This is a genomic window from Candidatus Symbiopectobacterium endolongispinus (assembly GCF_018777385.1).
Taxonomy (GTDB): Bacteria; Pseudomonadota; Gammaproteobacteria; order Enterobacterales; family Enterobacteriaceae; genus Symbiopectobacterium; species Symbiopectobacterium endolongispinus.
The window spans coordinates 821,083-838,017 of the sequence record NZ_JAFJYB010000001.1 but is presented as its reverse complement, the minus strand read 5'-3'; the positions used below and the strand labels follow the sequence as shown (position 1 = coordinate 838,017).

Genomic DNA, 16,935 nt, shown 5'->3' with positions numbered 1-16,935 from the left:
CCTGCAAGTCGAGAGGATTAAGAAGCATCAAATCCGCCGCCTAGCGCGTGGATTAATGAAACATCGAGTGAGAACGCCTGTGATTGCAAATTCACTAATACGCGCTGGGTATCCAGCATGGCGTCCTCTGTTGTCAGGACATCGAGATAGGTCGCCAGGCCACCGCGATAGCGTTTATCTGCAATGAGATACGCCGCTTTAGCGTTTTCGAACGCATTTTCGATTTTTGACAGACGGGCCTTCAGCGCATTGGCGCGGGTAACCACATTGGCCACATCGTGCAATGCCAGCGTCAGCGTGTTGTTGTACGTCGCTACGGACTCTTCGTAATTGGCTTCGGCGGAGGTTAATTGCCCGGATAAACGGCCACCGGTGAAAATAGGCAGATACAGCGCAGGTCCAATGCTTCCGACATCGTTGCCCGAGCGCGTCAGATTATTCAAGCCGAACGACTGATAACCAATAAAACCGGCAATGCTGACATCGGGGTAGTAGGCGGTTTTAGCGACGTGAATGCGTTTTGCCGCGGCTTCAACGCGCCAACGCGCGGCGCTGATGTCCGGACGGTGGCCCAGTATGTTGATGCCGGTGTTAGCAGGCAAATTGAAGGACTCATCCAAATGGATCGCCGGACGCTGAATAGAAAGCCCCCGGTCAGGCCCGTCGCCCAACAGTGCGGCAATGGCATTTTCTGTAGCTGGATGGCCTCATCGGAGGCAATCAATTCGGCCTCAGCGCTCGCTTTCAGCGCCTGCACCTGTTTGACCACGCCGTTAGTTTCTAGCCCATTGAGATTGCGCTCTGTCATCAACTCAACGGTTTTGCTACGGATTTCCAACGCATTCTGCGTCGTGTCATGGTTGAGGTACAAACGTGCCAGCTCCGCATAGGAATGCACCAAAGCGGCTTGGAGCAGTAATTTTGCCGACTGCATTTCCGCACCGGCCGCCGCATAATCTGACGTTGCGGCGGCGACTTCAGCACGATTTTTGCCCCAAAAATCGAGATTAAAACCCAGATTAGCAGTCGCAGAGCCGTAGTCATTCCAGCCGTGCGGTGGCATATAAGCCTGATAGGCATAGCTAACCTTACTCTTTGACGCAGACGCTAACGCGCCAACTTGCACAGAACGAATCGCGCCAATTTGCTCGGCGATCCCAGCCGCGTTCTTTAATCGAGACTCGGCTATTTTTAAGGTTGGCGTAGAAGTCAGCGCCGTTTCCATCAGGCTGCCCAACTGCCTGTCGTGGTAGCGTAGCCACCACTGCGCGTCTGGCCAGCGGCCCTCTTTTGCTGTGGTCAGCGACTGTGAAGAGGCCAACTCATCGGCACGTTTTATGTGGCTCAGTGTGTTGTCTGGAGCGGTTGAACAGCCCGCCAGGATGAGCACTGCGGCAAGCATTGAAAACCGCAAATCAGGAGGTAACAGACTGCGATTTATTAACTTATTGATTTTCAAGATACACCCTTTTAATACCGTACAGTGTGGTATTGTTATAGCTTGACATAAAACGATAGTCAAGAGAAGCTTGCCCATTGGACGTAAAGAGAAGAGAAGCGTATGCGAGTTAAAAGTGAAACCAAGCGTCAAGCCATTCTGGATATCGCGGCGCGCGCATTTATAGAGCAGGGATTCAACAACACGTCGATGTCAGAAATAGCCAGTCGCGTCGGGGGCTCCAAATCAACGCTCTATAACTATTTCAGTTCCAAAGAAGAGATCTTCTCTGCTGTCATGGCATCGTCAGCCAAAACCAACATCGCGGAAGCTTTCGAATCAGTAGACCCAAAGAAAGATATCGAAACGACGCTTAATCAATTTGGCCGCAATTACCTCTCCTCAGTGCTGAGCAGCGGCCTGATGGCAATCTGGCGCATGGCGATTAGCGAATCAGAACGTAGCGATATTGGCCGCTTGTTTTATGCCGAAGGGCCACAAAAGGGCTGGAAGCGGTTAAGCCATTACCTGAGTAAAAAAAGCGACGAAGGCATTCTGCGTCACTCAGACAGTTGGGTATGCGCGATGCATTTGAAAGGGCTGATTGAAGCGGAGTTGTTTCTTGTCGCGGCATTGGGCGTAGACACCGCGCCTGACGCCAAACGCATTGAAGACGCGGTTTCTCGTGCCATCACAGTATTTCTGCTTGCTTATCGGGCTGAAGCGTCGAAGCAGTAAACCGTAGAGTGCCGCCAATAAAAAAAGAAGCTCAGGATTGAGCTTCTTTTAAGGCATTGAACAGGTCGTCAGGCAGCGACCTTAGCGCATCGTCACAAACTCTTCCGATGCGGTCGGATGAATCGCCACGGTGTTGTCGAAGTCGCGTTTAGTCGCGCCCATTTTCACCGCTACGGCAAAGCCTTGCAGCATTTCATCCATGCCAAAGCCGATACCATGTATGCCCACGATTTTCTCTTCCGGCTTGTTGTTAAACAGCCGTTCTGAGAGGCGGCGCCCCGCCGCAACAGCCACTGGCGTCAGTTCGACAGCGCCCGTGTTGTCGCCCACCGCATAAACGCCCGGCACGTTGGTGTTTTGGTATTTATCCACCTGGATAAAACCACGCTCGTCTTTGATGACGCCCGCCGCTTCAATATTGAGGTTATCGGTTGCTGGCTCACGACCAATCGCCCAAATCAGGCAATCCACGGTATGAGATTCACCGTTGGTCAGATGCAGAGTCAGGCTACCATCAGCGTTTTTCTCCACGGACTGCGGCGAGGATTCGGTATGCAGCATCGGCCCTTCTGCCTTCATCACTTCCACCAGCGTAGTGAAGATCAGCGGGTCAAAGCCGCGCAACGGCGCGTGCTTGCGCACAAACAGATGGGTTTCGGAACCGAGCGCGTTCACAACACCGGCGATCTCAACGGCGTATAGCCCGCACCGACAATTGCCGTGCGCTTTGGCAAGCCGTCAAGCGCAAAAAAACCGTCGGAATCGATACCGTACTCAACCCCAGGAATCGAAGGACGCGTCGGCCAGCCTCCCGTCACGATAACAATATGGTCGGCAGTAATGGTTTCGCCATTCACTTCAACGGTGTGCACATCGACAAAACGCGCAAAACCGTGGATAACGTCTACCTTGTTTTTGCCCAGCACATTGTTGTAGGACTGATGAATGCGATCGATGTAGGCACTGCGGTTCTTCACCAGGACATCCCAGTTGAAGGCGTTAACGGTGGTATCAAAACCATAGTCCGGCCCATACTGGTGGATCGCTTCGGCAATCTGCGCCGCATGCCACATGACCTTTTTCGGTACGCAGCCGACATTAACGCAGGTGCCGCCACCGATAGCGAGATAGTCATAATGCTTTGTCATGGGAAGATCCATGGTTAAGTGAAGAGAATAAAACGCAGTGTAACCCTTGAACTCGGTCTGCGGCAAAACCTGTCAGGTTATTCCGGCACCACCTACTCAATCAACGCATGCCCAGTGCCATTAGGCGCAAGAACACCGTGCAGCCACGGCAGCAGCGCCTGCATTTGCGCTTGCAGTTTCCACGGCGGGTTGATCACGATCATGCCTGAAGCCGTCATGCCATAGCGATCGCTGCCCGGCAGATAGCCAATTCAATTTGCAGAATATTACGGATACCGGTGGCTTCCAGGTCTTTGAGCATGCGCTTGATTTGCTGACGTAATACTACCGGATACCACAGCGCGTAGACGCCGGTGGCAAAACGTTTGTAACCTTCCTGAATCCCTTTGACCACCGCCTGATAATCAGTTTTCAACTCATAGGGGGGATCTATCAGGATAAATCCACGGCGAGAGGCGGGCGGCAACTGAGATTTCAACTGCTGATAGCCGTCTTCGCGCACCACTTTCGCCCGCGCAGCAGTTGGCGCGCAATCAGCGGCGAGCCGGGGTAGAAACGTAGCGTGCCATTACTGTTGTAGGCTTTAACCGCATTCAGGTAAGGGGTGAGCGCTTCAGGAATATCGTCCCGTTGCCACAGTTTGGCAATCCCTTCCAGATACTCCCCGGTGCGTTCCGCATGTTCACCGCTGAGCTGATAACGCCCGGCCCCTGCATTGGTATCCAGATACAGAAACGGTTTCTCTTTTTCTTTGAGCGCAGTAATGATCAGGCTCTGAACAGTGTGCTTCAGTACGTCGGCATGGTTGCCGGCATGGAAACTGTGGCGATAACTCAACATAACGGTTTTTGTTCCGGTGAAATAAGCGGGGCGCCCGAAGGCAAGATCATGTCCCACACAGTATAAACGTTCTGCCACAGAAAATATCACCGGAAAACCATAACGCAATCCTCTTGCAATCCCCCTTGCCGAAAGGGTCGATCGATCATTATATTATTAAGTATATAATGGTAGTGAGTGGAGAACATCATGGCAAACCCCTTTGGCGACGGCATTATGGACGGGCTTAAGGCCCAGACGTCACAACCCTTGAGCGAAATTTAGCATCACGGTCTCGAATATCGACGCGGTTATATCTGTGGATATGCGTATAAACTGGCGGAGGCGGTGGGCGATCGACAAAAAGCCGCGTTTGAGGCAGGTCTGCTCTCACGGCGCTATGGGCTGGAGCGTGACCGTATCGCTGAATTTTTAGTGAATACGGTAATCCACAAACCGTGGTCTATTTTTATGCCGGTTATGATACGCCGGGAGGGAATGAGGCAGTACGTATGGCACGTTAAACACAATACCGCTCTCTTCACACTACACGCTACATCGAAGTGAAACATCTGCGCAGTACCCCATGCTGACGTGTGCAATCCGCGCGGTTTTCACATGCTCAGGAAATTTTCCCCCGTTCATTGATTTTTGCCCTTTCTGGCCTCATGTTAATCAATAATTCGCTTTTTTTGCCAGCGCTGCCGCTCGCGCGACTGCCATTATCGCTGGCTGACACATAACGATAGGACCGTGATATGACGAATCCATTATTGACCCCGTTTACCCTGCCCCCCTTTTCCGCCATCACTGTTGATGACATCGTCCCCGCCGTTCAGTCTGCGCTGGCAGACTGTCGCAGTGCGGTTGAGCGCGTGGTCGCGCAGGGTGCACCATTCACCTGGGAAAATCTGTGTCAACCGCTGGCAGAGAGCGACGATCGTCTGGGCCGTCTGTTCTCCCCGATCGGCCATCTCAATGCCGTGAAAAATAGCCCTGAGCTGCGTGCTGCCTATGAGCAATGCTTGCCGCTACTGTCTGAATACAGCACCTGGGTTGGACAACACAACGGTTTGTATCAGGCGTATCGCGACCTGAAAGAAGGATCCCACTACGCCACATTGAGCGTCGCGGAGAAAAAAGCGGTGGATAACGCGTTGCGCGACTTCGAACTGTCCGGTATCGGTTTGCCGCCGGAAAAACAGAAACGCTATGGCGAAATTGCCGCGCGTCTGTCTGAACTGGGCGCGCAGTACAGCAACAACGTGCTCGACGCCACCATGGGTTGGAATAAACACATCACTGACGTTGCGCAGCTTGAAGGGATGCCGGAAAGCGCACTGGCCGCCGCCGCACAAGCCGAGGCTAAAGGACTGGAAGGTTGGCTGCTGACGCTGGATATCCCCAACTATCTGCCTGTCATGACCTACTGCGCCAATCAGGCGCTGCGTGAAGAGATGTATCGTGCCTACGCAACCAGCGCCTCCGATCAGGGGCCGAATGCGGGCAAATGGGATAACAGCGAAGTGATGGCCGAGGAGCTGGCGCTGCGCCATGAACTGGCGCAACTGTTAGGCTTTGACAGCTTCGCTGATAAGTCCCTTGCCACCAAAATGGCAGAAAATCCACAACAAGTGCTGGATTTCCTCAACGATCTGGCAACGCGTGCCCGCCCACAAGGGGAAGCGGAACTGGCACAACTGCGCGCCTTCGCCAAAGCGCATTATGACGCTGGCGAACTGCAACCGTGGGACATCACTTACTACAGCGAATTGCAAAAACAACACATCTACACCATCAGTGATGAGCAACTGCGCCCTTATTTCCCAGAACAACGCGTGGTTGAAGGGCTGTTTGAAGTGGTGAAGCGCATTTACGGCATCACAGCCAAAGAGCGCCACTACGTAGACGTATGGCACCCCGAAGTACGTTTCTTTGACCTGTTTGATGAAAACGGCGAACTGCGCGGCAGCTTCTATCTCGATCTCTATGCGCGCGAACACAAGCGTGGCGGTGCCTGGATGGATGACTGTGCGGGACGCCTGCGCAAAAGCAACGGTGAACTGCAAAAACCGGTGGCCTATCTGGTATGTAATTTTAACCGTCCAGTCAACGGTAAACCCGCGCTGTTCACCCACGATGAAGTCACCACGTTGTTCCATGAATTTGGTCACGGCCTGCATCATATGCTGACGCAGATCGATACCGCAGGGGTAGCTGGCATTAGTGGTGTGCCATGGGATGCCGTCGAACTGCCGAGCCAGTTTATGGAAAACTGGTGTTGGGAGCCGGAAGCGTTGGCGTTTATCTCCGGTCACTACGAAACCGGCGAACCGCTGCCACAAGACATGCTGGACAAGATGCTGGCGGCCAAAAACTATCAGGCGGCTTTGTTTATCCTGCGCCAGCTTGAGTTCGGCCTGTTCGATTTCCGTCTGCATGCGGAATACGATCCGGCAAAAGGGGCACAAATTCTGCCGACACTGGCCGATGTCAAAGCCAAGGTCGCCGTCGTGCCAAGCCCAAGCTGGAATCGCTTCCCGCACGCCTTCAGCCACATTTTCGCAGGCGGCTATGCCGCAGGCTACTACAGCTACCTGTGGGCGGATGTTCTGGCTGCGGACGCCTACTCGCGCTTTGAAGAAGAAGGCATTTTCAACCGCACCACCGGCCAGTCTTTCCTGGATAATATCCTGTCGCGCGGCGGTTCCGAAGCGCCGATGGATCTGTTCAAGCGCTTCCGTGGCCGTGAGCCGCAACTTGACGCCATACTGCACCATTATGGTATTAAAGGGTGAATATCAGCCTGCTGATAGAAGAGGGGGCCGATAGAGGCGCCCTTGATGCATTAGCGACACGTTGGGGATTGCAGGACGATCCCAGCGCGACGCTGGCACTGGTACTGACGCCAGAACGTCTGGAGTTGCGCAAGCAGGATGAAGAGAGGCTCGGCGCTATTTATGTCAATTTCGTCTCTGGTACAATGGCCCACCGCCGTCGCTTTGGCGGCGGGCGCGGCGAAGCAGTTGCTAAAGCGGTCGGTATCAAAAAGGATTATCTGCCGGACGTCGTAGATGCCACCGCCGGATTAGGCCGTGATGCCTTTGTACTGGCATCGTTAGGCTGTCGTGTACGCATGCTGGAACGTAACCCGGTAGTTGCCGCGCTGCTCGACGATGGTTTACGACGTGGTTATGAAGATGCCGAGATAGGCGCGTGGCTGCGCGAAAGATTGACGCTGATTCACGCCTCAAGCCACATAGCCCTGAGCGATATTACACCGCCACCGGATGTGGTCTATCTCGATCCCATGTTTCCTCATCGGCAAAAAAGTGCGCTGGTAAAGAAAGAGATGCGGGTGTTTCAATCGCTGGTGGGCGCGGACGACGATGCGGATGCCCTACTGGCACCCGCGCGAGCGTTGGCGAAAAAGCGCGTGGTGGTAAAGCGTCCAGACTACGCCCCACCGCTGGCGGGCATTGCCACTCAATCGATGCTGACCACCAAAAGCCACCGCTTTGATTTTTATTTGCCGCTGTAGTTCGCCGTATTCATTTTTGCCTACCATACATTTAAGCGCTCACACGTGAGCGCTTAAACTGCTTCTTAATGATGAAACGTGGTTAGCGACGGCCAATCTTTTTGACATTTCGCCAGACCTTGCAATAATTGCGGGCTATCAATACCGCAAAGCACCCAGCAAGAAAGATTGCCTGCTCCATTTTGCTTTTTCCGATACCGAACCTGACGGATGGGGCTGCCACGTGATTATACGCGATCATGCTAAACGCCGTAAGAACGTCCAAGGGGGCCAGAGTGTAAGTACTGCCCTGGCAGAAATGGATTTTCTGTTAGACGTGGGCGATGCGAGCCGCATCGGTGCATAACTGGAGGGCATCTGCAATCCGCCATACCGTAGGCATGGCCAACGTTGATGTCGACGCCTTTACCCCTGCCTTCGAGAATCCACAAATGCAGCGCACCGCACAATTGGTAGGGTAATCCATGGCCCGTTGATACCTGACAGGCCATTCGATGGACTTACGCCGATAACGCCTCAACCCGCTCGATGGCACCACGCAGGCTTTCTGCATTCAGCGGCACAGGCAGCGCATGGATCGATTCGAATGGTGCCAGCGTGCGCGCAATGACCTTCTCCACATCGGCGTGATTTTGGATATCCACGTCCAGCGCCTTCAGGCTGGTGGGCAGGTTGAAACGCGCAAACGCCGTAATCAGCTGCTCGGTCACATCGCGCTGTCCGAGCAGTTCGCTCTGCACCAGAATGCCATAAGCCACTTTGGTGCCGTGCAGGAAACGCTCGGTTTGCGGTAAGGTGGTCAACCCGTTATGCACCGCGTGCACCGCAGCTACACGGGTGTAGCGTTCGCCCAAGCCGCCGACCATACCACCACCAGCGATAATCGCATCGACCACATCAAGGAAAGCCTGAGTCAGTTCGCCACGCCGTTGATCGGCCAACGCCTGTTCACTGCTGTTGAGCAGCACATTACGAATAGAGAGCGCCGCTTCAATCCCCAAACGCACCGTCAGCGGCAGATTTTCCGGTTGTGGGCTCAACACCACCGCCTCATACCATTTCGCCAGCGTATCGCCGATCCCTGCAAGCAAATATTCCTGCGGCGCGCGCAGAATGATGGTTGGCTCCACTAGCACCAGATGGTTGGCATCGTTGAAAATCTCAAAACGCAGCGCCTGGCCTTCATCGTTATACCAAACGGAAAGCGGCGTCCAGGCGGCGGCTATAGTAGGGATAGTCACCAGCGATACACCGAGGCGACGCGCCACCACTTTAGCCGTATCCAACAGCGCACCGCCGCCGACACCAATCACCACCTGACGATCGTCACCCGCTTGTGCACAGAGTTTCACCACCGCGCTTTCGCTGCAATGGCCGCCAAAAGCAATGTGCTTCGCACCAGCTACGTTGAACGCCGCGGGCAAAAATGAGGTAGCCGCCGCAATCGCCCGTTCACCATAAATCCAGACCGCGTTTTCCAGCTGCGCCGGAGCATAAAGGTTCTCCAACTCCTGCAACGCGCCGGGGTAGGAGTAATAGTTGGCGGGGCCGGTTACCACGCGAATTGCCGTGCTGGTCATGATGCTACATCCTGTCGTGTGTTGACTGTCATCGGTGAATAATCACTACCTTATCATAAATAGACTTCTGGATGGCTATAAACATTGAGGACATCATGATGCATTTTTTCATGTTTATCTGTAAGCGTCTGTTTTATGAATTATCTTCATGTTACATCTGGACATCTGGACATCTGGACATCTGGACTGCTAATAACATTTTGCTTTATCTTATGCGTTTTCGTTCATTGCCAGGCGTTATCACCCCGTGAAAGATCTGGCCGATCAGATGATTTTTTTCCTGGGATGACCGCCATGACACACACATCGGCCAACGCCACATAAACTGGAAATGCGTGGGATTTCCATTGCCTTTTCCGGCTTCGCTGCGCTGACGCAGGTCGATTTCACCCTGTATGGCGGTTCTATCCACGCGCTGACCGGTGCCAATGGCGCAGGCAAATCAACGCTGATGGCGGTACTTTCCGGTGCGCATGAACACTATCAGGGGACCATTGTCATTGATGGAAAACCTGTTGAGATTCGCTCACCGCGTCAGGCCAAGCAGCTCGGCATCCATGTGGTACAGCAGGAAGTTGACGTCGCGTTAGTGCCAGGCCTGAGCGTGGCGGAAAACATTATGCTCGATCAGTTGGCGAAGCCAGGTCATAGCTATCGCTGGCGACAAATCCGACACAGTGCGCGCAACGCGCTAGCACTGTTAGGCGTGGAACTGGACGTGCGTCGCCGCATCGAGCAATGCCCACTGGCCGAAAAGCAGCAGATTCTCTTGGCGCGCGCCCTCTCCCACCACTGTCGCTTCCTGATCCTTGATGAACCCACAGCACCGCTCGATCAGCACGAAAGCGAGCGCCTGTTCAGCGTGGTGCGCCGCTTGCAGCATAGCGGTATCGGAGTGGTGTTTATCTCGCACCGTATCCATGAGCTAAAAGCGATTTGCGATCGCATGACGGTATTGCGCGATGGTCGCCTGATTGAAAGCAGTCCAATGGCGGGGTTAAGCGGCGAAGCGATCGCTGAAAAGATTGCTCGGCCATGCGTTGAATGATATCTATCCGCCGCGTCGCCCGGCGATAACCGGTAAAGCCCTGTTGGCGATTGAAGGTCTGCATGACAATACGCTGCTGCACGATATCTCGTTGCAGTTGCGCGGAGGCGAAATTCTTGGCATTGCCGGGCTGGCGGGCGCAGGGAAAACCGAATTGTGCAAAGCGCTGTTTTGAGCCAATGCCAGCCGCGTGCGATCCGGTGAACTGCGCGGCAAGCCCTGGCAGCCGACCACACCGGCGGATGCTGTCGCCGCAGGCATTGCTTTGGTGCCGGAAGAACGCCTCAAAGAAGGCATTTTTATTGACGAGCCGGTGGCGATGAACCTGAGCATCAGCGCCGACGACAGCTTTTCTCGCTGGAGCCTTTTCAATCATCGACGCGCGTGGCGCTGGGCACAGGAGATTATTTCACGTCTCGGCGTGCGAACCACCGGGCCAGCACAGACGCTGCGTCGCCTGTCAGGCGGTAATCAACAGAAGGTCGCGATTGGCAAATGGCTGCGCAATGATGCCGACGTACTGATCTTTGATGAGCCAACCAAAGGCGTTGATGTCAAAGCCAAAACCGATCTCTTTCTTTTGATCGATCAGTTGGCTCGCGAAGGCAAAGGCGTGATTTACGCCTCCGGCGAATTCGCTGAACTGGTCGGGCTGTGCGATCGCATTTGCGTGCTGTGGGATGGCCGCATTGTGGCAGAACTGGATGGCCGCAAAGCCAGCGAAGAAACCCTTTTACTTTACTCCACCGGAGGAGCCCCTGCGTGAGCAAATCACTTTCCCTTAAGGCGACAGTTTCGGGCCGCCAACAGCTGTTTGATTTTCTCTACAAGTGGGGAATGCTGCTGACGGTTGTCGCGCTGGTCGCGCTATTTGGTATCGCCTCCGACAACTTTCTCGATCCGTACAACATCATCAATATTCTGCGCTCGATTGCCATCGTCACGGTGATCGCCATTGGCGTCTCCATCTCACTCACGGTGGGAGGGTTCAATCTCTCGGTGGGGTCAACCGCCTCGTTGGCTAACGCACTGGTGATTTCACTGTTTGTCTGGCACGGCTTTGGCACCACAGAAGCGATTCTGGTGACACTGCTGCTGTGTACACTGGTCGGCCTGTTTAATGCTTTTCTCATCGTGGTACTGAAAATTCCCGACATGTTAGCAACACTTGCCAGCCTGTTCGTGATTCAGGGCGTCGCGATGACCTACAGCTATGGTGGCTCCATCACCCAAAATATGGTGCTACCCAGCGGGGAGATGGCAGAGGGCGTTATCCCTGATGCCTTTTCACTGCTCGGTCAGGTGCCGACCATCGTGATTATCATGCTGGCTGTCACAGTGGTGGCACAATTGGGCCTGTCATTGACCAAACACGGCCGCCGCATGTATGCCATCGGCGGCAACGCCGAAGCCGCACGGCTTTCCGGCATCCGTACCACCCGTTACCGCGTGGCGGCCTATATTCTCGCCTCCTTGCTGGCGGGATTGGGCGGTATTTTGCTGGCATCTCGCATCGGATCATCGCAGGTCAACGCGGGTGGCGGTTACCTGATGGATGCCGTGGCAGAGGCCTGGATCGGTTTTTCACTCGCTGGCTCGGGCAAACCCAACGCATTAGTTACGCTGGTCGGCGCGGTGATCCTCGGCGTATTGCAGAACGGGCTGGTAATGCTTTCCGTTCCCTATTACACCATGGACATTATCAAAGGGCTGGTACTGGCCGCCGCTCTGGCAATCACTTACGTTCAACGCCGTTAATCCCGAAAGACAGGAAACTATAATGAAGAAATTGACGTTTTCACTGCTGGTGCTGAGCCTGCTGACCATCGCCCCCACCTTTGCGGCCACCCCTGCCCCGTGCCGGACGCGATCGCCAAACACGACGGGCCGATTCGCATCGCCGTCATCCGTAACCTTGGCTCTGACGATAACACCACCCAGTTTATTGCGGGAGCCATCCAGCAAGGGAATAAACTGGGGTTCACCGTCAATACCTTCCTGAGCAACGGCGATGACGCCAGCTTTCAGGATTTCGTCAATCAGGCCATCAGCCAGAAGTATGACGGGATTATCCTGTCTCAGGGCCGCGATCCGTACTCGACCGTGCTGGTTCAGCGCATCGTTGACAGCGGCATTGCGGTGTCCACCTTCGATACCGCCGTCAATGGCACCATTAACGGCGTGACCGTGACTCAGCAGGATGAAGCGTCGCTGACCGAACTCTCCTTCGGCCAACTGGTGAAAGATTTCAACGGTCATGCCAATATCATCAAACTGTGGGTAACCGGGTTCCCGCCAATGGAGCGCCGTCAGGCGGCCTACCAAAACATCCTGAAAGACCATCCTGGCATTAAAGAGCTGGAATCCATTTGCGCGGTCTCTTCCGATTTACAAGGTGACACCGCCAACAAAGTGGGTGCAGTGCTGGCGAAATACCCGAAAGGTAAGATCGACGCCATCTGGGGCACTTGGGATGCCTTCAGCCAGGGCGCTTACAAGGCGCTTAAAGAGAATGGCCGCACCGAAATCAAACTCTACAGCATCGATATTTCCAATCAAGATGTGCAACTGATGCGCGAGGCCAACAGCCCGTGGAAAGTGAGCGTTGCGGTTGACCAGAAACTGATCGGTGCGACTAACGTGCGTCTGATTGCCAACAAGATTGCAGGCGAACCAACCCCAGCAACCTATGATTTCAAGTCCGCCACCATTCCACAGGCGCTACTGGTGAGCCAGCCGGGACAGGTTAACGTCTCTTCACTCGGCAATATTATTCCCGGCTGGGGCCAGAGCGATGATTTCATTGCGCCGTGGTTCGCTACGCTGGAAGCCAAACAGAAAAAATAAGGAACCACAGTATGGCAAAGCAGGAACTGCCGCATCCCGATGACAGCCGCAACATGCGGTTGATCGGGCATAGCGATCAGGGGGGCGGCCAGACGGCGCGCAGGTGATGGTCCATCGTGGCTACGCATATATCGGGCATATGGTGTCGCAGGGGTTCTCCATCGTCGATGTGCGCGATGCGAAAAACCCCAAGGCGGCGGGTTACGTGCCCGCTCCGCCTGGCACCTGGAATGTGCATTTGCAGGCACATGACGATCTGCTGCTTGTGATTAACGCACGCGATCTGTTTGCCGACACCCGCTTTGCCGATGAAAAGGTCTATTACACGCGCTCCGTTGCCGATACGGTGAGTGACGTGCAAGACAGAGTCTGGAGCGCCGGACTGCGGGTGTTTGATATCTCAACGCCGGACAAGCCGCGTGAAATCGGCTTTCAGCCGCTGAACGGCATTGGCATTCACCGTATTTGGTACGTCGGCGGGCGTTGGGCCTACGTTTCTGCCCTGTTGGACGGTTTTAGTGATTATATCTTCCTGACTATCGATCTTGCCGATCCGCGTAAACCCGAGGTTGCCGGGCGCTGGTGGTTGCCGGGCATGCACAGTGCGGCAGGCGAAACGCCCAACTGGCCGGAAGGAAAACGCTATGCGCTGCACCACGCGATTATCAGCGGCGATACCGCGTACGCCAGTTGGCGTGACGGTGGCCTGACGCTGCTGGATGTGAGCGATCACCATCAGCCACAGCTCATCAGCCATCGCAACTGGAGCCCACCGTTCGGCGGCGGTACCCACACCGCACTGCCGTTGCCGGATCGCGATCTTCTGGTGGTACTGGATTAGGCGGTACTAGACAATCAGGACGATGGCGAGAAGCTGATCTGGCTGTTCAATATTCGCGAACCGAGCAACCCGGTCAGCATTTCCACCTTTCCGCAGCCGGATGAAGTGGATTACGTGGCCAAGGGCGCGCACTTCGGACCGCATAACCTGCATGAGAACCGGCCGGGTAGCTTTATCAGCTCAACGCTGATTTTTGCCACCTACCAGAACGCAGGCGTACGCGCTTACGATATCAGCAACCCGTATCGCCCCGTGGAAACCGGCGCACTGGTGCCTACTGCACCAGAGAAAATGATGGATACCCGTCCGGGCCGCCCATGCGCGCCGCATTCTGTGCCATTTCTAGCCCAGAGGTTGCGACACCACCGGGGCGTTTGCCGCTTTGCCCGGCGCAAACAGTACGTTGGCTTCCAGGAAGGCATCCGTCGCTTCGATCGTGGTCGGCATATTGGCCCCTTCCGCCACGACTTTCACGCCGTTAGCAATCAGCGTCTTGGCACTGGTCAGGTCCAGCTCATTCTGCGTGGCGCACGGCAGTGCGATGTCCACGGGCACGTTCCACGGCATTTGGCCTGGCAGGTACGTAAGACCGGCTTCGCGCGCGTAATCTTCCACACGGCCATAACGTTGGTTTTTGATATCCGCCAGCAGCACCAGTTTCTCCGGCGTAAAGCCCGCCTCATCCACGACCGTGCCGTTGGAGTCCGAAGCGGTAATCATACGAGCGCCCAGAGACAACGCTTTTTCAATGGCATACTGCGCCACGTTACCGAACCAGGAGACTGCAACACGCATGCCATCAAACCCAAGGCCGTGACGCTCCAGCATCGCCTGCGTGAAGTAGAATAGCCCATACCCTGTCGCTTCCTGGCGAATCAGACTGCCGCCAAAAGAGAGTCCTTTACCGGTAAACACACACGCGGTGTTGTTGGTCAGCTTTTTCATCATCCCGGTCATAAAGCCCACTTCACGACCGCCCACACCGATGTCTCCGGCAGGTACGTCAGTATCCGGCCTCAGATGGCGATACAGCTCCGCGATCAGCGCCTGACAGAAGCGCATCACTTCACAATGGCTTTTACCCTTGGGATCGAAATCGGAACCGCCTTTACCACCGCCCATTGGCAGCGTGGTCAGCGAGTTTTTAAAGGTTTGCTCGAAACCGAGGAATTTGAGAATGGAGAGGTTCACCGAAGGGTGGGAACGCATCCCGCCTTTATACGGACCAATGGCGGAACTGAACTGCACGCGCCAAGCGCGGTTGACCTGCACCTGACCTTTGTCATCCGTCCAGGCAACGCGAAACTGGATAACACGCTCTGGCTCGACCAGACGTTCCAGCAGGCTTTGCTCTGCATAGCGCGGATTCTGTTCCAGAAACGGCCATAGGGTAGAGAAAACTTCCCTGACCGCCTGAGAAAACTCCGGCTGATGCGGGTCGCGCTGCTGAACCTGATTGAGAAAACTTTCCAGAGAGACTAATTGAGCCATTACCAACTCCTGCAAAAAAGAGAAAGCGTCCGGTGGACTGTGCTTTTTTTATCTCGCCCCCTTTCACGCGCAGCAAAGTGCTTGGCCGCGTGAAAACGGTGAAAGTTATGCACGTTAAAAGCCTGTGGGATCGCGGTTGAATGATGTTGTGCCGCTTCGGCTATAGCACTGCTGGTGTATATTCAAGCAAGCGTTTTTTAACGTTTTATATGCTTAAAAACCAATGAGATAGGCACTTATCCCCACATAAAAAATGATAAAAATTTATCATAAGTTTCTGTTATATAACAAAAGAAAGTGCAATTCAGTGCACAAAAAAGCGGTTAACAGAGGGGAGGTAAAAAAATGCGATCGACTAAAAAATCGGTCAATTTGCAAAAAAATGCACTAGCTAAAAAGGCTCCCCGGCCTTAACCGGGGAGAGGAAGAGAACGAGGATGTTACTCTTCGTCATCACGCAACGGAACGATCAGCATGTCCACATGCACGGTGTTGATCAGTTGACGCGCGGAAGACATCAGCTTGCTCCAAAAATCCTGATGGTGCCCACATAACACCAGGTCAGCATCATATTTCTTGATAGCATCCACCAAAACCTGCCCCAGATCGCCACTGCCACTCAAGGTTTCCGTGATCGGATAACCGGCGTTTTTAGAGAGATCGGTCAACGCGTTTTGCGTTTCTTCAGAAATACGCTGCTGCATGTCGCCCAGATTCACATCAATCAGGCCGGTGTACAGATCGGAGTAATTGACGTCGACGTGGATCAACGAGACTTTGGCATTGTACGGCCTTGCCATCGAGACCGCCTTTTCCACTAACACTTTACTTTCTGGAGAAAGGTCAACAGCAATCAGGATATGTTTATAAGCCATAATAAGCTCCTTCCGTAAAGGCACATTAATGGTTCAGCAGATTTTTCCGCCTGCTAATCTGATACTTAATGGCTTGGCTATAGAATACCACCCCTGCCGATTTTTGTTATGTTCAGCAGATCACACCACCGCATATTTACCACATTCTGCGAGATGACCAGCACAGCGCCCGTGCTCCGTGCAAGTGATTACTGCACAACGGCTCACAGGAACGGCGATCTGACCGTAAAATTCTTGTACTCCTTGATAAGTGTAGTAGAAACGGCTCCTTATCACGTCTGGATTCCCGACGATCTGCTACAAAACCAGAAAAAAGAGTAGGGAAAATCGTCAAAATTATTTGATATCGGTCACTCTGTGGCAAAAATCTGTTTTCCTCTTCTAAAATAACAATGAGGGGGATACCAACGTGCCATTCGGCTGCTGAGCCTATCATTTCATGGTGAGTCGAGCGGTGTTCCATTGCGGTGCTTGAGGTCTCTCGATTACCGTACTACATACTGCCCGGTAGAGCAAAAGATAAGGGCGATTTACCCTTTATTCGCCCGCTTAATAAAATCGCGTAATGA

8 protein-coding genes and 7 pseudogenes are annotated in these 16,935 nt (G+C 54.1%); 8 read left to right on the top strand and 7 right to left on the bottom strand.

Annotated elements, in window-relative coordinates:
* Positions 1–17 precede the first annotated feature (17 nt).
* Positions 18–671: an efflux transporter outer membrane subunit gene (locus JZM30_RS04245; protein ID WP_252317681.1), complete on the bottom strand. Its 654-nt coding sequence runs from the start codon at positions 669–671 to the stop codon at positions 18–20.
* Between the two features lie 44 nt (positions 672–715).
* Positions 716–1,225, bottom strand: a pseudogene (locus JZM30_RS04240) (TolC family protein); the annotation flags it as partial.
* A 336-nt stretch (positions 1,226–1,561) separates the two neighbouring features.
* Between JZM30_RS04240 and JZM30_RS04235 the strand changes: the two are divergent.
* Positions 1,562–2,176 carry a TetR/AcrR family transcriptional regulator gene (locus JZM30_RS04235; RefSeq protein WP_252317679.1) on the top strand — a complete coding sequence of 205 codons (615 nt, stop codon included), beginning with the start codon at positions 1,562–1,564 and terminating at the stop codon, positions 2,174–2,176.
* A gap of 81 nt (positions 2,177–2,257) precedes the next feature.
* Here JZM30_RS04235 and JZM30_RS04230 read toward each other — a convergent pair.
* Both JZM30_RS04230 and JZM30_RS04225 read right to left on the bottom strand, forming a co-directional pair.
* A pseudogene (locus JZM30_RS04230) lies at positions 2,258–3,324 on the bottom strand (FAD-dependent oxidoreductase).
* Positions 3,325–3,416: 92 nt separating this feature from the next.
* Positions 3,417–4,164 (bottom strand): annotated as a pseudogene (locus JZM30_RS04225) (23S rRNA (adenine(2030)-N(6))-methyltransferase RlmJ).
* Between the two features lie 327 nt (positions 4,165–4,491).
* Between JZM30_RS04225 and JZM30_RS04220 the strand changes: the two are divergent.
* From JZM30_RS04220 to rsmJ, 3 genes are all read left to right on the top strand, one after another.
* Positions 4,492–4,710, top strand: coding sequence for a DUF2623 family protein (locus JZM30_RS04220; protein ID WP_252317678.1), 219 nt, complete (start codon positions 4,492–4,494; stop codon positions 4,708–4,710).
* Between the two features lie 191 nt (positions 4,711–4,901).
* The gene (gene prlC / locus JZM30_RS04215) at positions 4,902–6,941 is read left to right on the top strand and encodes an oligopeptidase A (protein ID WP_252317677.1); all 2,040 of its coding nucleotides are present in this window, start codon (positions 4,902–4,904) and stop codon (positions 6,939–6,941) included.
* Positions 6,938–7,684, top strand: a complete 747-nt coding sequence (gene rsmJ / locus JZM30_RS04210; RefSeq protein WP_252317676.1) for a 16S rRNA (guanine(1516)-N(2))-methyltransferase RsmJ — start codon at positions 6,938–6,940, stop codon at positions 7,682–7,684. Before prlC ends, rsmJ begins: the two co-directional genes overlap by 4 nt.
* 500 nt (positions 7,685–8,184) lie before the next feature.
* Here rsmJ and JZM30_RS04205 read toward each other — a convergent pair whose 3' ends face one another.
* A complete protein-coding gene (locus JZM30_RS04205; protein ID WP_252317675.1) occupies positions 8,185–9,264 on the bottom strand; it encodes an oxidoreductase in 1,080 nt (359 codons plus the stop codon).
* Between the two features lie 331 nt (positions 9,265–9,595).
* Here JZM30_RS04205 and JZM30_RS04200 point away from each other — a divergent pair.
* The 4 genes and pseudogenes from JZM30_RS04200 to JZM30_RS04185 all read left to right on the top strand — a co-directional run.
* A pseudogene (locus JZM30_RS04200) lies at positions 9,596–11,078 on the top strand (sugar ABC transporter ATP-binding protein).
* Positions 11,075–12,070, top strand: coding sequence for an ABC transporter permease (locus JZM30_RS04195; RefSeq protein WP_252317673.1), 996 nt, complete (start codon positions 11,075–11,077; stop codon positions 12,068–12,070). The pseudogene JZM30_RS04200 and the gene JZM30_RS04195 overlap by 4 nt, the downstream one beginning before the upstream one ends.
* Before the next feature lie 22 nt (positions 12,071–12,092).
* Positions 12,093–13,159: pseudogene (locus tag JZM30_RS04190) on the top strand (sugar ABC transporter substrate-binding protein).
* Positions 13,160–13,170: 11 nt separating this feature from the next.
* A pseudogene (locus JZM30_RS04185) lies at positions 13,171–14,318 on the top strand (LVIVD repeat-containing protein); the annotation flags it as partial.
* Here the strand turns inward: JZM30_RS04185 and gdhA are convergent.
* Both gdhA and uspA read right to left on the bottom strand, forming a co-directional pair.
* Positions 14,314–15,491 (bottom strand): annotated as a pseudogene (gdhA, locus tag JZM30_RS04180) (NADP-specific glutamate dehydrogenase); the annotation flags it as partial. The pseudogenes JZM30_RS04185 and gdhA overlap by 5 nt on opposite strands.
* A 440-nt stretch (positions 15,492–15,931) precedes the next feature.
* A complete protein-coding gene (uspA, locus tag JZM30_RS04175; protein ID WP_252317672.1) occupies positions 15,932–16,366 on the bottom strand; it encodes a universal stress protein UspA in 435 nt (144 codons plus the stop codon).
* Positions 16,367–16,935 lie beyond the last annotated feature (569 nt).